The 14917-nt window shown below is 71.0% G+C and carries 12 protein-coding genes; 6 read left to right on the top strand and 6 right to left on the bottom strand.

All coding sequences use genetic code 11. The features are described 5' to 3' along the window. Positions 1 to 26 precede the first annotated feature (26 nt). Positions 27 to 1421, top strand: a complete 1395-nt coding sequence (locus AB0K10_RS28800) for a glycosyltransferase (protein ID WP_363688614.1) — start codon at positions 27 to 29, stop codon at positions 1419 to 1421. After that, positions 1418 to 2044, top strand: a complete 627-nt coding sequence (locus tag AB0K10_RS28795; protein WP_363688612.1) for a hypothetical protein — start codon at positions 1418 to 1420, stop codon at positions 2042 to 2044. The genes AB0K10_RS28800 and AB0K10_RS28795 overlap by 4 nt, the downstream gene beginning before the upstream one ends. 83 nt (positions 2045 to 2127) lie before the next feature. Here the strand turns inward: AB0K10_RS28795 and AB0K10_RS28790 are convergent, their stop codons facing one another. The 4 genes from AB0K10_RS28790 to AB0K10_RS28775 all read right to left on the bottom strand — a co-directional run bounded on the left by AB0K10_RS28790 (position 2128) and on the right by AB0K10_RS28775 (position 7706). Beyond that, complete coding sequence (locus AB0K10_RS28790; protein WP_363688610.1) at positions 2128 to 4737, bottom strand: glycosyltransferase; 2610 nt, start codon at positions 4735 to 4737, stop codon at positions 2128 to 2130. Between the two features lie 95 nt (positions 4738 to 4832). Beyond that, a complete protein-coding gene (locus AB0K10_RS28785; protein WP_363688608.1) occupies positions 4833 to 5876 on the bottom strand; it encodes a Gfo/Idh/MocA family oxidoreductase in 1044 nt (347 codons plus the stop codon). Further along, a complete protein-coding gene (locus tag AB0K10_RS28780) occupies positions 5873 to 6985 on the bottom strand; it encodes a DegT/DnrJ/EryC1/StrS family aminotransferase (protein ID WP_363688606.1) in 1113 nt (370 codons plus the stop codon). The genes AB0K10_RS28785 and AB0K10_RS28780 overlap by 4 nt, the downstream gene beginning before the upstream one ends. A gap of 85 nt (positions 6986 to 7070) precedes the next feature. Beyond that, a complete protein-coding gene (locus tag AB0K10_RS28775; RefSeq protein WP_363688662.1) occupies positions 7071 to 7706 on the bottom strand; it encodes a TetR/AcrR family transcriptional regulator in 636 nt (211 codons plus the stop codon). Positions 7707 to 7885: 179 nt separating this feature from the next. Between AB0K10_RS28775 and AB0K10_RS28770 the strand changes: the two genes are divergently transcribed. From AB0K10_RS28770 to AB0K10_RS28755, 4 genes are all read left to right on the top strand, one after another. Then, positions 7886 to 8782 carry an ABC transporter permease gene (locus AB0K10_RS28770; RefSeq protein ID WP_363688604.1) on the top strand — a complete coding sequence of 299 codons (897 nt, stop codon included), beginning with the start codon at positions 7886 to 7888 and terminating at the stop codon, positions 8780 to 8782. Further along, entirely contained in the window at positions 8775 to 9593 is an 819-nt protein-coding gene (locus AB0K10_RS28765; RefSeq protein ID WP_363688602.1) for an ABC transporter ATP-binding protein, read from the top strand. Before AB0K10_RS28770 ends, AB0K10_RS28765 begins: the two co-directional genes overlap by 8 nt. An 88-nt stretch (positions 9594 to 9681) precedes the next feature. Next, on the top strand, positions 9682 to 11199 hold the full coding sequence (locus AB0K10_RS28760) for a bifunctional cytidylyltransferase/SDR family oxidoreductase (RefSeq protein ID WP_363688600.1): 1518 nt from the start codon (positions 9682 to 9684) through the stop codon (positions 11197 to 11199). Between the two features lie 41 nt (positions 11200 to 11240). After that, positions 11241 to 12947: a CDP-glycerol glycerophosphotransferase family protein gene (locus tag AB0K10_RS28755; RefSeq protein ID WP_363688598.1), complete on the top strand. Its 1707-nt coding sequence runs from the start codon at positions 11241 to 11243 to the stop codon at positions 12945 to 12947. 31 nt (positions 12948 to 12978) lie between these two features. Here the strand turns inward: AB0K10_RS28755 and AB0K10_RS28750 are convergent, their stop codons facing one another. Next, entirely contained in the window at positions 12979 to 13731 is a 753-nt protein-coding gene (locus AB0K10_RS28750; RefSeq protein WP_363688596.1) for an alpha/beta hydrolase, read from the bottom strand. Positions 13732 to 13855: 124 nt separating this feature from the next. After that, positions 13856 to 14698 carry a C39 family peptidase gene (locus AB0K10_RS28745; protein ID WP_363688594.1) on the bottom strand — a complete coding sequence of 281 codons (843 nt, stop codon included), beginning with the start codon at positions 14696 to 14698 and terminating at the stop codon, positions 13856 to 13858. Between the last annotated feature and the right edge of the window lie 219 nt (positions 14699 to 14917).

Raw genomic sequence — 14917 nt, 5'->3', positions numbered from 1 at the left:
CCGAGACACCTCGTAGAGAATGGCGCATGATGAACAGACGCAGCAGGCGAGGGCCTCGCGTGCTCTACCTGTCCTTCTACTTCCCTCCGTCGCGGGCCAGCGGCGTGTACCGCGCGCGGGCGACAGCGAACCACCTGGCGGCGCAGGGTTGGGATGTCACAGTGCTCGCCGCGCCGTTGAAGTTTCTGCACGAGGCGATCGGCTCGGTCGACGAGAAGCTGGCCGAGACGGTCGACGAGCGGATCCGGGTCGAGCGGCCCCGGCTGAACCAGTTCATCTGGGAACGCGACGTACGCCGCTTCAGCCGATTCCGGCAGGCCATGCCGGTGACCTCTCGCTACATCTACGACCTCGGCCAGCGGCTCTTCCCCGAGCACTACGCGTCGTGGGGCTGGGCCTCGGTGCGCAAGGCGCTGCGAATGCACGCGAGGGCCCCGTTCGACGTGGTGCTGGCTACGGGCAACCCGTTCGCCTCGTTCGCCGCGGCGTGGTTGATCCACAAGTTCACCCGGTTGCCCTATGTGGTGGACTACCGCGACTCGTGGACGTTGGATCTCTTCGCCGACGAGCCGGCCTTCACCGATGAGCATCCGGTGTGGGCGTGGGAGCGGCGGGTGCTCCGCGACGCCGGCCACTCGGTCTTCGTCAACGAGGCGCTGCGCGGCTGGCACGCCGAGCGGTATCCCGAGGCGGCTGACCGCATGATGGTCGTCGCGAACGGATGGGATCCGGAGCTCCTGCCGGTCGCCGAGATGCCCCCGCCGCCCTCGGCAGGGGAGGTGCGTGCGCCGCTGAGCTTCTCGTACCTCGGTACGGTCACCCACGCGCAGCCGGTGGAGGAGCTGGTCGAGGCGTGGGGGTTGGCACGCCAACACCCCGACCTGGCCGACGCCAACCTGAACATCTTCGGCCACCTGGGCTTCTTCCGCGGCAGCGACGTGCAGCTCCTCGAGCGTCTCGGTCTGGACCCGGCGGCGAACAAGGTGGACGACCCGGTGTCCGGGGTGCGCTACCGCGGGCCGGTGGCGAAGACCGACGTGGCAAGCGCGTACGCCGAGAGCGACGTGCTGGTCTTCCTTGCCGGCGGCGCCCGCTACGTCACCTCCGGAAAGATCTTCGAGTACATGGCCAGTGGACGGCCGATCGTCTCGGTGCACGCGCCCGGCATTGCCGCCACGGAGGTGCTACGCGGTTACCCGCTCTGGTTCAACGCGGACAGCCTGGAGCCGGAACGCATCGCGGAGACGATGATCGCCGCCGCGAAGCTGGCCCGCGACCTCACCCCGCAGGCTCGGGCGGCGGCGGTGGCGTATGCCCAGACGTACACCCGCGAGCGGATGCTGGCCCCGCTGGAGGCGGAGCTGCGGGCGCTGGCCGGGGTGCCGCGGCCCACACCACAGCCGGAGGAGGTGCCCGCGTGAAGATGCAGGACGACCAGGTCGAGGGCACCGAGACGGTGGTGACAGCCGTTGACGAGGAGCACCTCCACGACGCGGCGGCCGGCCGACCGAAGCGGATCGTCATCCTGTCGCTGATCCACCGACCGTCGCTGCGGCTGACCAACTACGTGCAGAGCCTCGTCGGACGCGGCGACGACGTCCACGTTCTGGTCTCCCGGTTGGAGCACTGGGAGGAGGCCGCGCTGGAGCACCCGCCGCACCTGCACCCGCTGGACCGTCCCGAGGAGCAGCTACCGGTCCGCAGGGCGGAGCGGCTGCTGGTGTTCCGGGTGCCTCGAGCGGTCAGCAAGGCCGCGGGTCGGCTGGCCCAGCGGCGGTGGGGCCGGCCGTTGCGCCGCCCGGCGGACGTGCTGTCGCGGGCGCAGGCAAAGGTCTCCGGGGCTGTCCACAAGCGACTCTTCATGCCGCCCTACCGGGCGTTCCGCCCCCGGCTGCTGGCCACGCAGTTTGACGCGGCGCTGCGCGCGGTCGACCTGGACACCGTGGACCTGGTGGTCGCGTCGGACGTCTACACGGTCACGCTGGCCGCACGTGTGGCCCGCCGGTATCCGGACCTGCGCGTCACGACCGGTCTGGAACTCTAGGCAGTCGACAGACGAACGGGCGGCCCGCGGTGACGCGGGCCGCCCGTTCGGCCGTACGGGTGGGGCGGGCGGCCGCCCCACCATCAGCTGAGGAAGTCCTCGAAGACGCTGGCGGTGCGCCGGCCGTCGTGGAACTCGCGGGCGTACTCGACCGATGCCGCGCCGATCTGCGCCGCCCGCTCCCGGTCCTCGATCAGCGACTCGATCGCCTTGCGCAGCGAGCCGGGGGTGGCGTTGACGATCGGCGGGTGGGCGCCGAACCGGGCGTGCATCTCCTCGTTGAGGAACGCCACGACGGGCCGGCCGGCCGCCATGGCCTCGACGGCGAAGGTGCCGTACGCGCCGGTGGCGAACTGGTCGAGCACGATGTCGGCGGTGCGGACGAGTTCCCGCATCTCCTCCCATGGCACGCCCTCGATCAGCTTCAGCTCGATCGCCTGCTCGTCGTGCAGCTCGGTGAGGACGGGCAGGATCCGGTCGGTGCCCTTGGTCCAGCGGGCCGATGGCGCGTGCAGAACCACCGGCCGGCGGCGCTGCATGACCGGGTGATCGCTGGCCCAGCTCGCCACGTCGACCACCTGGGGTGCCCAGGCTGCCCCGGGCAGGTCCTCCAGGAGGTCCGGAGTGGTGACGAAGAGCGGCAGGCCGCTTTCTTCGGCGACCCGGCGGTTGCGCTCGGCGCGCCGGGTCAGTCGCTCGGCCACACCTTCGGGCGCGTCCCGGAACAGTGAGAACTCGTGCCGTTCCAGGTGCCGACCCGGATGCCGAATCTCGCTGCCGTGCGCGAGCAGCGCCACCTTGATCTTGGCCTGGAGCAGCGCCGGCAGATCGCCCTCGATGTTGTCACCGTTGAGGTACCCGAAGACCGGCAGGAAGGCGTCCACGAGGAGGTGGGTCATGCGCGGAACGATCCGCTGGACCTGCTCCAGCTGGAAGTCGAGCTGGTTGATCCGATTGAGGTCGAGGTAGACGTCGGCCGGGAAGACGAACGTGTCCGGCCCCTTGCGCATCACGACCTCGGCCGAGACGTCGGGGTTGTCCCGGCAGATGGCCTGCGCGAAGGCCGCCGCCTGGCCGGCGTAGTTGGCCGGGCCCAGGCCGAGCCGGATGCGGGTCTCGCCCAGCGGACGCCAGGCGTCCAGCGGCCGGTCGGTCGTGGTGTCGACAGGCTTGGGAGCGGCGTGCTCCTCCACCGTCCAGGGCACCTCCGGCCGCGGCTGCAGGGGGGCGACCGGGGCGACCTCGCGGTAGAGCCTCATCAGCCCGGCGACCTGCTCCTCCCAGGACAGCTCGGTGAGGATGTCCTCCGTGATGTGCGCCTTCAGCTCGTCGCGCCGGGCGTACCCGCGACGCACCGCCTCGACGAAGCTCGGCTGGTCGTCGGAGACGAAGACCTCGCCCACGTCGTGCGTCGAGACGTACGCGCCGAGGGTCTTGACGTCACTGGCGATCACCGGCAGTCGGCCGTGCAGGTACTCGGCCAGCTTGGTCGGCAGGGAGAGCTCGTAGTTCAGCGTCCGCTTGGAACAGATCAGCCCCAGGTCGGCGGTGGAGAGGTAGTCCGGAACGGCGTGCTGCGGCACGTAGGGCACCACGTGGATCCGGTCGCGGACGCCGATCTCCTCGGCGCGGTTGAGCAGGAACTCCAGTTCGGGGCTTGTCCGCCCGGAGACGATCGCCAGGTGGAACTCGGTCAGCTCGGCCAGCGAGTTGACTGCGGTGCCCAGCCCACGCTCCGCGGAGAGCCACCCGGAGTAGACCAGCAGCGGCACCTCGGGACCGACGCCGCTCGCCGCCCGCACCGACGGCGGGACGGCCTGCGTGCCGACCGACTCGCGAATCGGGGTGTTGCGGACCACCGGCGGCGTGATGGGCAATTTGTAGTCGGCCCGCAGCCGCTCGGCGATCTCCGGCGAGACGGTGACCACCGCGTCGGCGCGACGGATGAACTCCTTCTCCACGCCGGGGAACGCGGTGGACATCTCGGGCTTGGGCCAGTCGACGCCCGGGACGTACTCGTGGGCGTCGTAGATCCAGGCGACCTTCTCGCCACGCGCCCGCATCCGGGCGACGGTGAGCGCCGCCGTGTTGATCATCGTGATGTCGTTGGCGTGGATCAGGTCCGGCTTCAGTTCCTCGATGAACGGCCCGAAGGCCAGGTCGAGGTCGAGCAGCTGGGGCCAGTCCCGCCGCCAGTTGCCGGTCGGCTTCGGCTTCAGTGCCTGGGCCTGCTCCCAGCCGAAGGCGCGCTCCCGGAACTTGTGCGCAGCCCGGCGGACCCGCACCATGGCGCCCAGCGCCCGGCTCGGCGGCAGACCGATCAGCCGACGGGTGCCGGACTGGCTGCCGTCGCCGCGCAGCCAGCCGATCTCGGCGGTCGCCTGCCGAACCCAGGCCTGGTGGATCGCCCGGCGGCGGGCCATTGCCTGTTTGTCACTGATGCCGAACTGGGTGATCTTGCGACGCAGCGGATGGCCGGTCAGCTCCTGGCGCATGTGCGAGCGCACCGGGATCCGGACCACGTCGATCGGGCCCATCCGAGTTCGCCGGATCTTGGTGCCGCCGGCACCGATCAGGGTGACGTCCCACCCGTCCCGGGCCGCCGCGATGGCGATCTTCTGGACGCGCGAGTCGCCGGTGATGCCGTTGGCTACGATGACCGCGAGCCGAGGCCGACGAGCGGGCGGTGCCATGCACGGTCCCTTCGTTGAAGAGGATCGAATCTGCTGTCCGGGGCGCACATGGCACCGCGCCGGTCGGTCGAGGTGGCGGGGATGCCACCGTCCTGTCAGGACAGGAGGGCGGCGTCCGCCGGGGCGGCCGCGTCGCGACTGCCCACCGAGATGGTGGAGCCGTCGGCGGCGGAGGCGAGCAGCGCGGCCGCGACCTGCACGGTCCGCAGCCCCTGCCGAAGGGTGACGATGTCGCTGTCCTTGCCCTCGACCGCGTCCCGGAAGCGCTCGTGCTCCACCAGCAGCGGCTCGCGCTTCGGGATCGCGTAGCGGACCATGTCGCCCTCGGCGACGCCGCGGAACGCCCGCAGCGCCTCCCACTCGGTGTCGATGGCGGCGTTGGCGTAGAAGGTCAGGTCGGCGGTGAGGGTGTCTGCCACGAAGCAGCCCCGGTCACCGGTGATGACCGTCGACCGTTCCTTGAGCGGGCTCAGCCAGTTGACCAGGTGGTTGACCATCGTGCCGTCGGCGAGCTGACCGACCACGGCGACCATGTCCTCGTGCAGCCGGCCGCTGCGCGAGACCGTCCGGGCCGACACCGAGGTGTATTCCTGACCGGTGACCCAGCTGGTCAGATCGATGTCGTGGGTCGCGAGGTCCATGACCACGCCGACGTCGGCGATCCGGTGCGGGAACGGGCCCTGGCGGCGGGTGACGACCTGGAAGACCTCACCGAGCTCGCCGGCCTCCAGGCGGGTGCGCAGGTTCTGCAGGGCCGGGTTGTACCGCTCGATGTGGCCGACGCCAGCCACCAGGCCGGCGGACTCGAACGCCTCGACGAGACGGGTCGCGGCCTGCACCGACTGGGCGAGCGGCTTCTCGATCAGCGCGGATACGCCGTTGGCGGCCAGTTCCACACCGATCTGCTCGTGCAGCGCCGTCGGGCAGGCCACAACGGCGTAGTCGATGCCGAGCGCGAGCAGGTCGCTCAGCTCGGGCACCACCGGTGCGCGCAGGGTGCCTGTGGTGTCACCGGCCGGGTCGACGATGCCGACCAGCTCGACGCCGTCCAGGCCGGAGAGGACCCGGGCGTGGTTGCGCCCCATCGCGCCCAGGCCGATCAGGCCGGCGCGCAGCTTACGTCCCTGGGTGGCGCTCATCGGGCACCCCCGGCGAGGTTGGCGGCCTCGGCGATCCGGTCCAGATCGGCAGGCGACAGCGACGGGTGGATCGGCAGCGAGATGACCTCGGCGGCGGCCCGCTCGGTCTCCGGCAGCTCCCACGGACCGGGCTGGCCGTCCTCGTTGAGGTACGGCTTGAGCCGGTGGATCGGGGTCGGGTAGTAGACGGCGTTGCCGATGCCCAGCTCGGTGAGGCGCCGCTGGGCGGCGTCGCGGTTACCGCTCTGCACCCGCACGGTGTACTGGTGGTAGACGTGACGCGCGTTGTCGGCCACCGGCGGGGTGACCATCCCGGTGATCTTCGAGTCGAGGAACTTGGCGTTCGCCCGCCGCTGCTCGGTCCACTCGGGGAGCTGACGCAGCTGCACCCGGCCGATCGCCGCGGCCACGTCGGTCATCCGCATGTTGGCGCCGACGATCTCGTTGGCGTACCGCTGCTCCATGCCCTGGTTGCGCAGCAGCCGCAGGGTCCGGGCCAGCTCGGGGTCGGCGGTGGTGACCATGCCACCCTCGAGCGAGTGCATGTTCTTGGTCGGGTAGAAGCTGAAGCATCCGGCGGTGCCGATGGCGCCGACCGGCCGCCCGTTCACCGCGGCGTCGTGGGCCTGGGCGGCGTCCTCGACGACGGCGAGGGAGTGCTGCTCGGCGATGGCCATGATCCGGTCCATCGCGGCCGGGTGCCCGTAGAGGTGCACCGGCATGATGGCCACGGTGCGCGGCGTGATCGCCGCGGCGACCGCCTCCGGGTCGATGCAGAAGCTGCCCGGCTCGATGTCCACGAAGACCGGCACGGCGCCGACCAGCCGCACGGCGTTCGCGCTGGCCGCGAAGGAGAACGAGGGCACGATGATCTCGTCGCCGGGGCCGAAGCCGAGCGCCATCAGGGTCAGCTGAAGAGCCGACGTCCCGGAGTTCACCGCGACGCAGTGCCGCCCGGCGACGAGCTCTCCGAACTCCTCCTCGAACGCCTTGACCTCCGGACCCTGCACGACCAGGCCACTGCGCAGCACGCGCACAGCCGCCTCGATCTCGGCCTCGCCGATTACCGGACGGGCGGGGGGGATGAATTCCGCGTTCAGCCCAGACATGGGCTTCCTCCTCGGGACAGGGGGTTCGTTCGGGACGCGATGCTAGCCGGTCCGGTTGACACCGAAGCGGGCGGTACCGACGGGGTCATGGATGAATCGGATCGACGCCCGGGGTCATGGGGGTTGGTTGGAAGCCCGGCTCTGACCGGACAGTCGGTTGGCATGCTACCTCCAGAGCAGTGGCGACCATGGTTGCCAGTCGTGGCAGATCGTCCGCGGACAACGGCGCGCGGGAGACGGCGAGTCGCCAGTACAGAGGCCCGACGATCAGGTCGACCGCCAGGTCGAGATCGGTGTCCGGACCCAGCTGTCCGCGCTCGATGGCACGGCCGACCAGTTGGCCGGCGATGTCGCGCTGGTTGGTTCGCAGCACCTGTTCGAGCGTCTGCGCCATCTGTGGATTGCGGGCGGCCTCGGCCAGCAGGTCAGGAATGATTTGTGCGGCCAGCGGGTGCCGCAGCGCCCTGGCCATGATCATGAAGAGGATCTCCAGGTCACCTCGGAGGTCGCCGGTGTCCGGCAACGGCAGGCGCTGCCCCGCCGCGGCGGAGACGATCTCGAGGACCAACTGCGGCTTGGAACTCCACCGCCGATAGATCGCCGTCTTGCTGACACCGGCCCGCCGGGCGACCGCCTCGATGGAGAGCCGTCCGTAACCGACCGCCGCGAGCTCCTGCATCAGCGCACGGCGGATGGCCGTGGTGATCTCACCACGGAGCACCGCCGCGCCCGCCGGGGCGCGCCTCTTCTCGGTCGTCACGTGGGACAATGTACCGCAGCGACGGTACGGTTGCGTCCCGACGTGTGGTCCACTACCTTCCACGCAACGACGAAGCGACGCGCCGCGTGCGGGCCGCGCTCTGCCGTCGAGCACCCACAACAAGATCGGAGCGCCTTCACATGTCCAACACGGCGGTGGCCGACGCCGATTCGGGACTCACCGGGGCGCAACTCGCCGCCCGGCACGGCCTGAGCGTCGCCGGAGCGAGACCCGGACTGGGCCTCTACACGCGGCAACTGTGGTCCTATCGGCACTTCATCACGGCGTACGCCAACGCCAAACTCGTGTCGGCGTTCAGTCAGGCGCGACTGGGCCAGTTGTGGCAGGTGCTGACCCCGCTGACAAACGCGGCGGTCTACTACTTCATCTTCGGCGTGATCCTCAGCACCAAGGCCTCGGTGCCGAACTTCATCGCCTACCTCTGCGTGGGGTTGTTCGTCTTCAACTTCACCCAGTCCGTGGCGCTCGGCGGCACCCAGGCGATCACCGGCAACCTCGGGCTCATCCGGGCGCTGCACTTCCCGCGGGCCAGCCTGCCGATCGCGGTCACCATCACCCAGTTCCAGAACCTGGTCACCGCGATGATCGTCCTGGTGGGGATCGTGCTGGTCACCGGCGAGCCGATCACGCTGGAGTGGCTGCTGGTGGTGCCGGCGATGCTGCTCCAGGCGATCTTCAACATCGGCGTGGCACTGTTCCTCGCCCGGCTCGGCTCGAAGCTGAGCGACATGAAGCAGATCATGCCGTTCGTCATGCGGACCTGGATGTACGGCTCCGGGGTGCTCTACAGCGTGAAGGTGTTCGAGCAGAACCTGCCGGCGGCGCTGGCCACCCTCGTGCAGTTCAACCCACTGCTGATCTACATCGAGCTGGTCCGGCACGCGCTGCTGGAGAACGCGCCGCTGACCTCGTCGGCGCCGCGGCTCTGGTTGCTGGCGGTCGCCTGGGCGGCCGTGGTCAGTATTAGCGGATATGTTTACTTCTGGCGCGGAGAACAGGAGTACGGTCGTGGCTGAGCAGCTCAACGTACCGGCGGACGCGGCCACCACGGCCGTCGGCGAGCGGATCCCCACGGTGATCGTGGACGACGCCCACCTCATCTACCGGGTCTACGGTGCCGGGTCGGGCAACGCCGGCTCCCCCGTCGCCGCGCTGCGGCGCATCATCTCCCGGCAGCCGCAACGGCCGACGCTGCGTGAGGTGCACGCGGTCAAGGGCGTCAGCTTCACCGCGTACCGAGGCGAGGCGGTCGGGCTGATCGGCAGCAACGGCTCCGGCAAGTCGACCCTGCTGCGCGCCATCGCCGGCCTGATGCCGGTCAACCGCGGCCGGATCTTCACCCAGGGCCAGCCGTCCCTGCTGGGGGTGAACGCCGCCCTGCTCGGCGACCTTTCCGGCGAGCGCAACGTCGCCCTCGGCTGTCTGGCGATGGGGATGAGCCCCGAGCAGGTCCGCAAGATGACCCCGCAGATCCTCTCCTTCTCCGGGATCAACGAGCGCGACGACTTCGCCTCCCTACCGATGCGGACGTACTCCTCGGGCATGCAGGCCCGGCTGCGCTTCTCGATCTCGGCGGCCAAGAAGCACGACGTGCTGCTGATCGACGAGGCGCTGGCGACCGGCGACACCCGGTTCCGGCGTCGCAGCGAGCAGCGGATCCGGGAGCTGCGCGCGGACGCCGGTACGGTGTTCCTCGTCAGCCACTCGATCAGCTCGATCCGGGACACCTGCGAGCGGTCGATCTGGCTGGAGTCGGGGCAGATCCGGATGGACGGCACCACCGACGAGGTGACCAAGGCCTACGAGGACTACATGTCCACCAGGTGACGCGCCCCGGGCTCCCGCCGCGACGGTGGTGGGAGCCCGGGACCGGCGTTGGCAGCTCGCAGCACCAGCGGATCAGTGAGGATCGGCAATGACCCACCAGCAGGCCCCCGTCCCGGACGCCGCGGCGGCAGCTCCGCCGGCGTCCTGGCTACCCAGCCGGACGGTGGCGGTGGTGCTGGCCGGCGGTACCGGCGAACGACTCGGGCTCGGCATCCCCAAGCAGCTTTTGAAGATCGCCGGCAAGCCGATCATCGAGCACACCCTCGCCGTCTTCGAGGCCGCCCCCGAGATCGACGAGATCATCGTGATGATGGCCGCCAGCCACCTCGCCGACGCCCAGCGGATCGTGGCGCAGGCCGGGTTCCGCAAGGTGAAGAAGGTGATCGAGGGCGGTGACACCCGCAACGCGACCACCCGGCTCGCCCTGGACGCGATCGGTGACGGCGACGTCAACATCCTCTTCCACGACGCGGTACGCCCGCTGGTCAGCGCCCGGATCGTGCGGGAGTGCGTGAACGCCCTCTGGACGTACTCCGCGGTCGACGTGGCCATCCCGTCGGCGGACACGATCATCCAGGTCGACGAGAACGACTGCATCACCGACATTCCGGTCCGCTCCTCGCTGCGCCGCGGCCAGACCCCGCAGGCGTTCCGCTCCAGCACCATCCGCGAGGCGTACCGGATCGCCGAGGGCGACCCGCACTTCGCCGCCACCGACGACTGCGGTGTGGTGCTGCGCTACCTGCCCGGCACGCCGATCAAGGTGATCGACGGTTCGGACGAGAACATCAAGGTCACCCACCCGGTCGACGTGCACCTGGCGGACAAGCTCTTCCAGCTCGCCGCGGCGCAGGCCCCCCGGCTGACCGACCACCGCAGCTACAGCGAGGAGCTGACCGGCCGCACCATCGTCGTGTTCGGCGGCAGCTACGGCATCGGCCACGAGCTGACCGAGCTGGCCCGTCGCTACGGCGCCCAGGTCTTCCCGTTCAGCCGTTCCACCACCGGCACCCACGTGGAGCGGGCCGGGGACGTCGAGGCCGCGCTGAAGACCGCCTTCGAGGCCACCGGCCGGATCGACCACGTGGTGGTGACCGCCGGCATCCTGGAGAGGGGCGCCCTCGCCGAGATGGACGAGGAGACGATGGACCGGCTGCTCCAGGTCAACTTCGTCGGCCCGGTGACCATCGCCCGCCAGGCCCTTCCGTATCTCCAGCAGACCAAGGGCCAGCTGCTGCTGTACACGTCCAGCTCCTACACCCGGGGACGGGCCCGCTACGCTCTCTACTCGGCCACCAAGGCCGCCCTGGTCAACCTCACCCAGGCGCTCGCCGACGAATGGGCCGACGTCGGCGTACGCGTCAACTGCATCAACCCGGAGCGGACCGCCACCCCGATGCGGACGCGGGCCTTCGGCGAGGAGCCGGAGCACACCCTGCTCGCCGCGGAGGCCGTCGCCCAGTCGTCGCTGGACGTGCTGATCTCGGAACTCACCGGGCAGGTCATCGACGTACGCCGGGCGCCGGGCGAAGCGGCGCGGACCGTGCCGGCCCAGACACCGCGGCTGGCCGACGAGATCAATGCCGCCTCGGCGACCGTCGGCTGACGGCCGAACACTGCTGACCGGACGATGGTGAACGGAGCGACATGCGTGGTGACCTGGTCCGGAAACTGATCGCACGGTGCCTGAGCATCGGGCTGGCCGTGCTGGCCTTCCTGGTCGTGGCGCTGACCGGGGCGACCGGTTGGGGGCTGGCGCTGGCCGTGGCCGCCCTCGTCGCCACCGCCGCTGAGCGACGGATCCGCCAGGACGCGGACACCGCCGCCGAGACGACACTGATCGCCGCCGCCGTCCTGGTCGGCTACGCCCGACGGCTGGACGGCGGGTTCGACCCCGCGCTGGCAGCCGCCGCGCTGGTGCTGCTCGGGCTGGTGCTGCTGGTGGGCCCGCTGCGGGACGCCGGCAACCTGGAGATCCGGGCGGCCAACCTGCCGGTGCGGTCCTGGACGGCGCCGGTCGCCACGCACCTCGGCGACGCGCTGCTCGTGCTTCTCGCCGTGGTGGCGCTGGCCGCCGCGGCGACCATGCCGGCCCTGGTCGCCCTCGCGGCGGGCCTGCTGGTCGGCGCCGGCGCCGGCACGATCGCGCTGAGTCTCGCCCGGCGCCGGTTCCGGCCACCGGCCGGCGGCGGGGCGGTGGGCCGGGCGCTGCGCCGGCACCAGCCGGAGTTCCTGCTCTACTTCTCCGCGCCTCCCGGCTCGGAGTACCAGGTCACCATGTGGCTGCCGTACCTGAAGCGGATCGGCCGGCCGTTCATGGTCGTGCTGAGGGAGCCGGAGTTCCTGGCCCCGATCGCCGCAGCCACCGATGCGCCAGTGGTCTACTGCCCCACCCTGAGGGCGATGGACGAGGTGCTGGTGCCGAGCCTGCGGGCGGCGTTCTACGTCAACCACGGTGCGAAGAACAGCCACTGCATCCGCTTCACCCAGCTCACCCACGTCCAGCTGCACCACGGCGACAGCGACAAGGCGCCGAGCGCCAACCCGGTGTCGGGAATCTTCGACCGGATCTTCGTGGCCGGCCCGGCGGCAATCGAGCGGTACGCCCGGGCCGGGGTGCAGATCCCGGCGGAGAAGTTCGTGATAGTGGGCCGCCCGCAGGTCGAGTCAATCACCGTACGCCCGGAGCCCCTGGCTGCCGACGCACCCCGCACGGTGCTCTACACCCCGACCTGGACGGGACATCACGCGGACGCGGACTACTGCTCGCTGCCGGTGGCCGAACCGATGCTGCGCAAGCTGCTCGACCGGGGCGTGACGGTCATCCTGCGCGCCCACCCGTACACCACGCAGAACCCGGCATCGGCGCGGCAGCTGGGTCGGCTGACCGAGCTGCTCGCGGCGGACCGGGCGCGGACCGGCCGGCCGCACGTCTGGGGCGCCGCCGCCCGCGGCCTGAGCCTGGTGGATAGCGTGAACCGCTCCGACGCGCTGATCTCCGACGTCTCCGGCGTGATCTCGGACTACCTCTACTCCGGCAAGCCCTTCGCCGTGACCGACATGGGCGGCGAGGGTGACCGGTTCACCGAGCGGTTCCCACTGGCCGGCGCGGGCTACGTGCTGCACCGGGACATGACGAACCTGGACGATGTGCTGGGCCAGATGCTCGGCACCGATCCGATGGCGCCGGGGCGTTGGGCGACCCGGCGGCGCTACCTCGGTGACTTCCCGGCCGAGTCGTACGCCGACGCGTTCCTGGACGCCGCCAGGCGCGAGCTGGAGCCGGACTGGAGCCCGCCGCCCCCCGGGCGGCCGGTCGAGCCGGACCTGGAGCGGGTTTCCCCCACCACCTGAGCCCCCGGCCACCGCGTCCGCTTCATCCAACTCACCCACGTCGGTACGGGTCGAGCAGCGCCAGCACGGCCGCCGGGTCCTCGACGTGTGCGTTGTGGCCGAGACCGGGCAGCGTGGCGACCGGTACGCCGTACGCCTTGAGCTGCTCGTCGGTGACCATCGGGTCGTGTTCCCCGCGGGCCAGCACCACCGGCACGTCGGTCGCCGCCAGCAACGGGGCCAGGTCGGGCTCGCCGACGCCGAAGGCTGTCGGGTCCATGGCGAGGCGCCACCGGCCGGCGACCTGACGCAACCCGGCGTCCACCACCGGATGATCCGGCGGGACCAGGCCGACCAACCCGGAGACGCGCAGATAGCGGCGGGCCGCCTCGGTACGGCTGGCGAACCAGCTCACCGGGCGTGCGGCGAGCTCAGCGGCGCGGGCCAGCTCGGCGGGTGACCAGAGCGCCTTGATGCCGAGCCCGACCACCGCGTCCACAGGTGTCCCGGCGGCGCGGGCGGCCAGCGCCAGGCCCACCACCCCGCCCAGCGAGTGCCCGAGCACGACGAGCCGGTCGTCGGCGGCGAGGCCCTGAGCGATTCGGCCGGCGAAACCAGCAAAGGAGTACGACGGCAGCGGGGCCGACCAGCCGTGGCCGGCGAGATCCGGTGCGAGCCACCGCCCCGGCCAGTGCTGCTCCAGCAACGGCGCCCACGGCAGCCAGACGTCTCCGGTCGCCCCCATACCGTGCAGCAGCAGCAGGACCGGCAGGCGACCGGTGCGGTCACCCGATTCATCCACCACGGCCGCAGTCTGCCACGGTTCGCGGCCGGGTACGAGAGTCGCCGACGGCGGCGCGTACCGGAATGAGGCCGCGGGCGCCGGCCCCTCGTGGGGGACGACGCCCGCGGCGGTCTACGTGCCTGGATCAGGCGGAGTAGCCCCGGGTGGCAATCCAGTTGGCAAGGTCGATCGTGGTGATCCAGTAGGACGGGTCGGCCGGGTTCGCCGAGTCGGCGATCCGCACGGTCCGGCCGTTGTCCTTGTAGCCCACGACGGCGATGTAGTGCCCGCCGCCGTAGGAGTGCCAGCCGCCGTCGGTGTCGGTGGCGTCGCCGACGACGTTGGCCACCACGCCCCGGCCGTCGGTGATGGCCTTGACCACATCGGCCTGGAGCCGGTCCATCTGGGCCGGGCTGGGCGCGCCGGCAAACATCCGGGTCTGGTACGGGGAGCCCTTCACCTCGGCGTTGAGTGCTCGGGTGGTGTCCTCGGCCGAGTTGGTGCCCATCTCGGTGGTGCCCAGCTCGGCACCGAGTTCCTCCTGGGTGCGGTCGATGCCGGTGGCGCTGAGCGCGTTGCGGGTGGCTGCGGGGCCGCAGTTGTAGTACGTGTTCTGCGCCTCGTAGTCGTAGTCGAGCACCTTGGTCGCGGGCGGCTTCGGCGTCTGCCGCTTACGGGTCAGATCCGGGTTGGCGCTGGCCTTGGCGGCGGGCGACGCGGCGCTGGTGGCTGGGGCGGCGGTCGTCGGCGCGGCACTGGGGGACGCGTCGCGCGCGTCGCCGAGGGTAGCGGCGGTGTCACTGCGCATCTCGGCGACAGTGGTAGCGGTGCGGTGGCTGGCCGGCGCGTCGTCGGCGCCGGTGAGCAGGGCGCCGGTGGCCGTGGCGATCACGAGGGCCGCGGCGGAGGTGGCGACGATCTGGTACGGGCGCTCGGTCGCCAGGCGACGGAGCTGACGCTGCATGGTGTGCTTCACGGGGTCCTCCACGGATCGGGGGAGAGCGGCACACCACGGGCCGGACCGGTATCCGGGCAGGCGCCAGCGCGCGGACAGTGGTCCGCGGATGGTGAACCGCTCAGGGGAACACCCGGCGGGGCCGGGCGGGAGAGGCGATGACCCGGGGGGTCAGCTCACCGTCACTGGACGGATGAGCGGGGGCACCGCTGCGCCGTGGAGGCGTGGGAACAACCGAGGGGTGGAAAGGTG

Origin of the sequence: Micromonospora sp. NPDC049274 (assembly GCF_040678875.1) — a bacterium.
Lineage (GTDB): Bacteria > Actinomycetota > Actinomycetes > Mycobacteriales > Micromonosporaceae > Micromonospora.
This window is presented reverse-complemented; position numbering and strand designations above follow the sequence as displayed.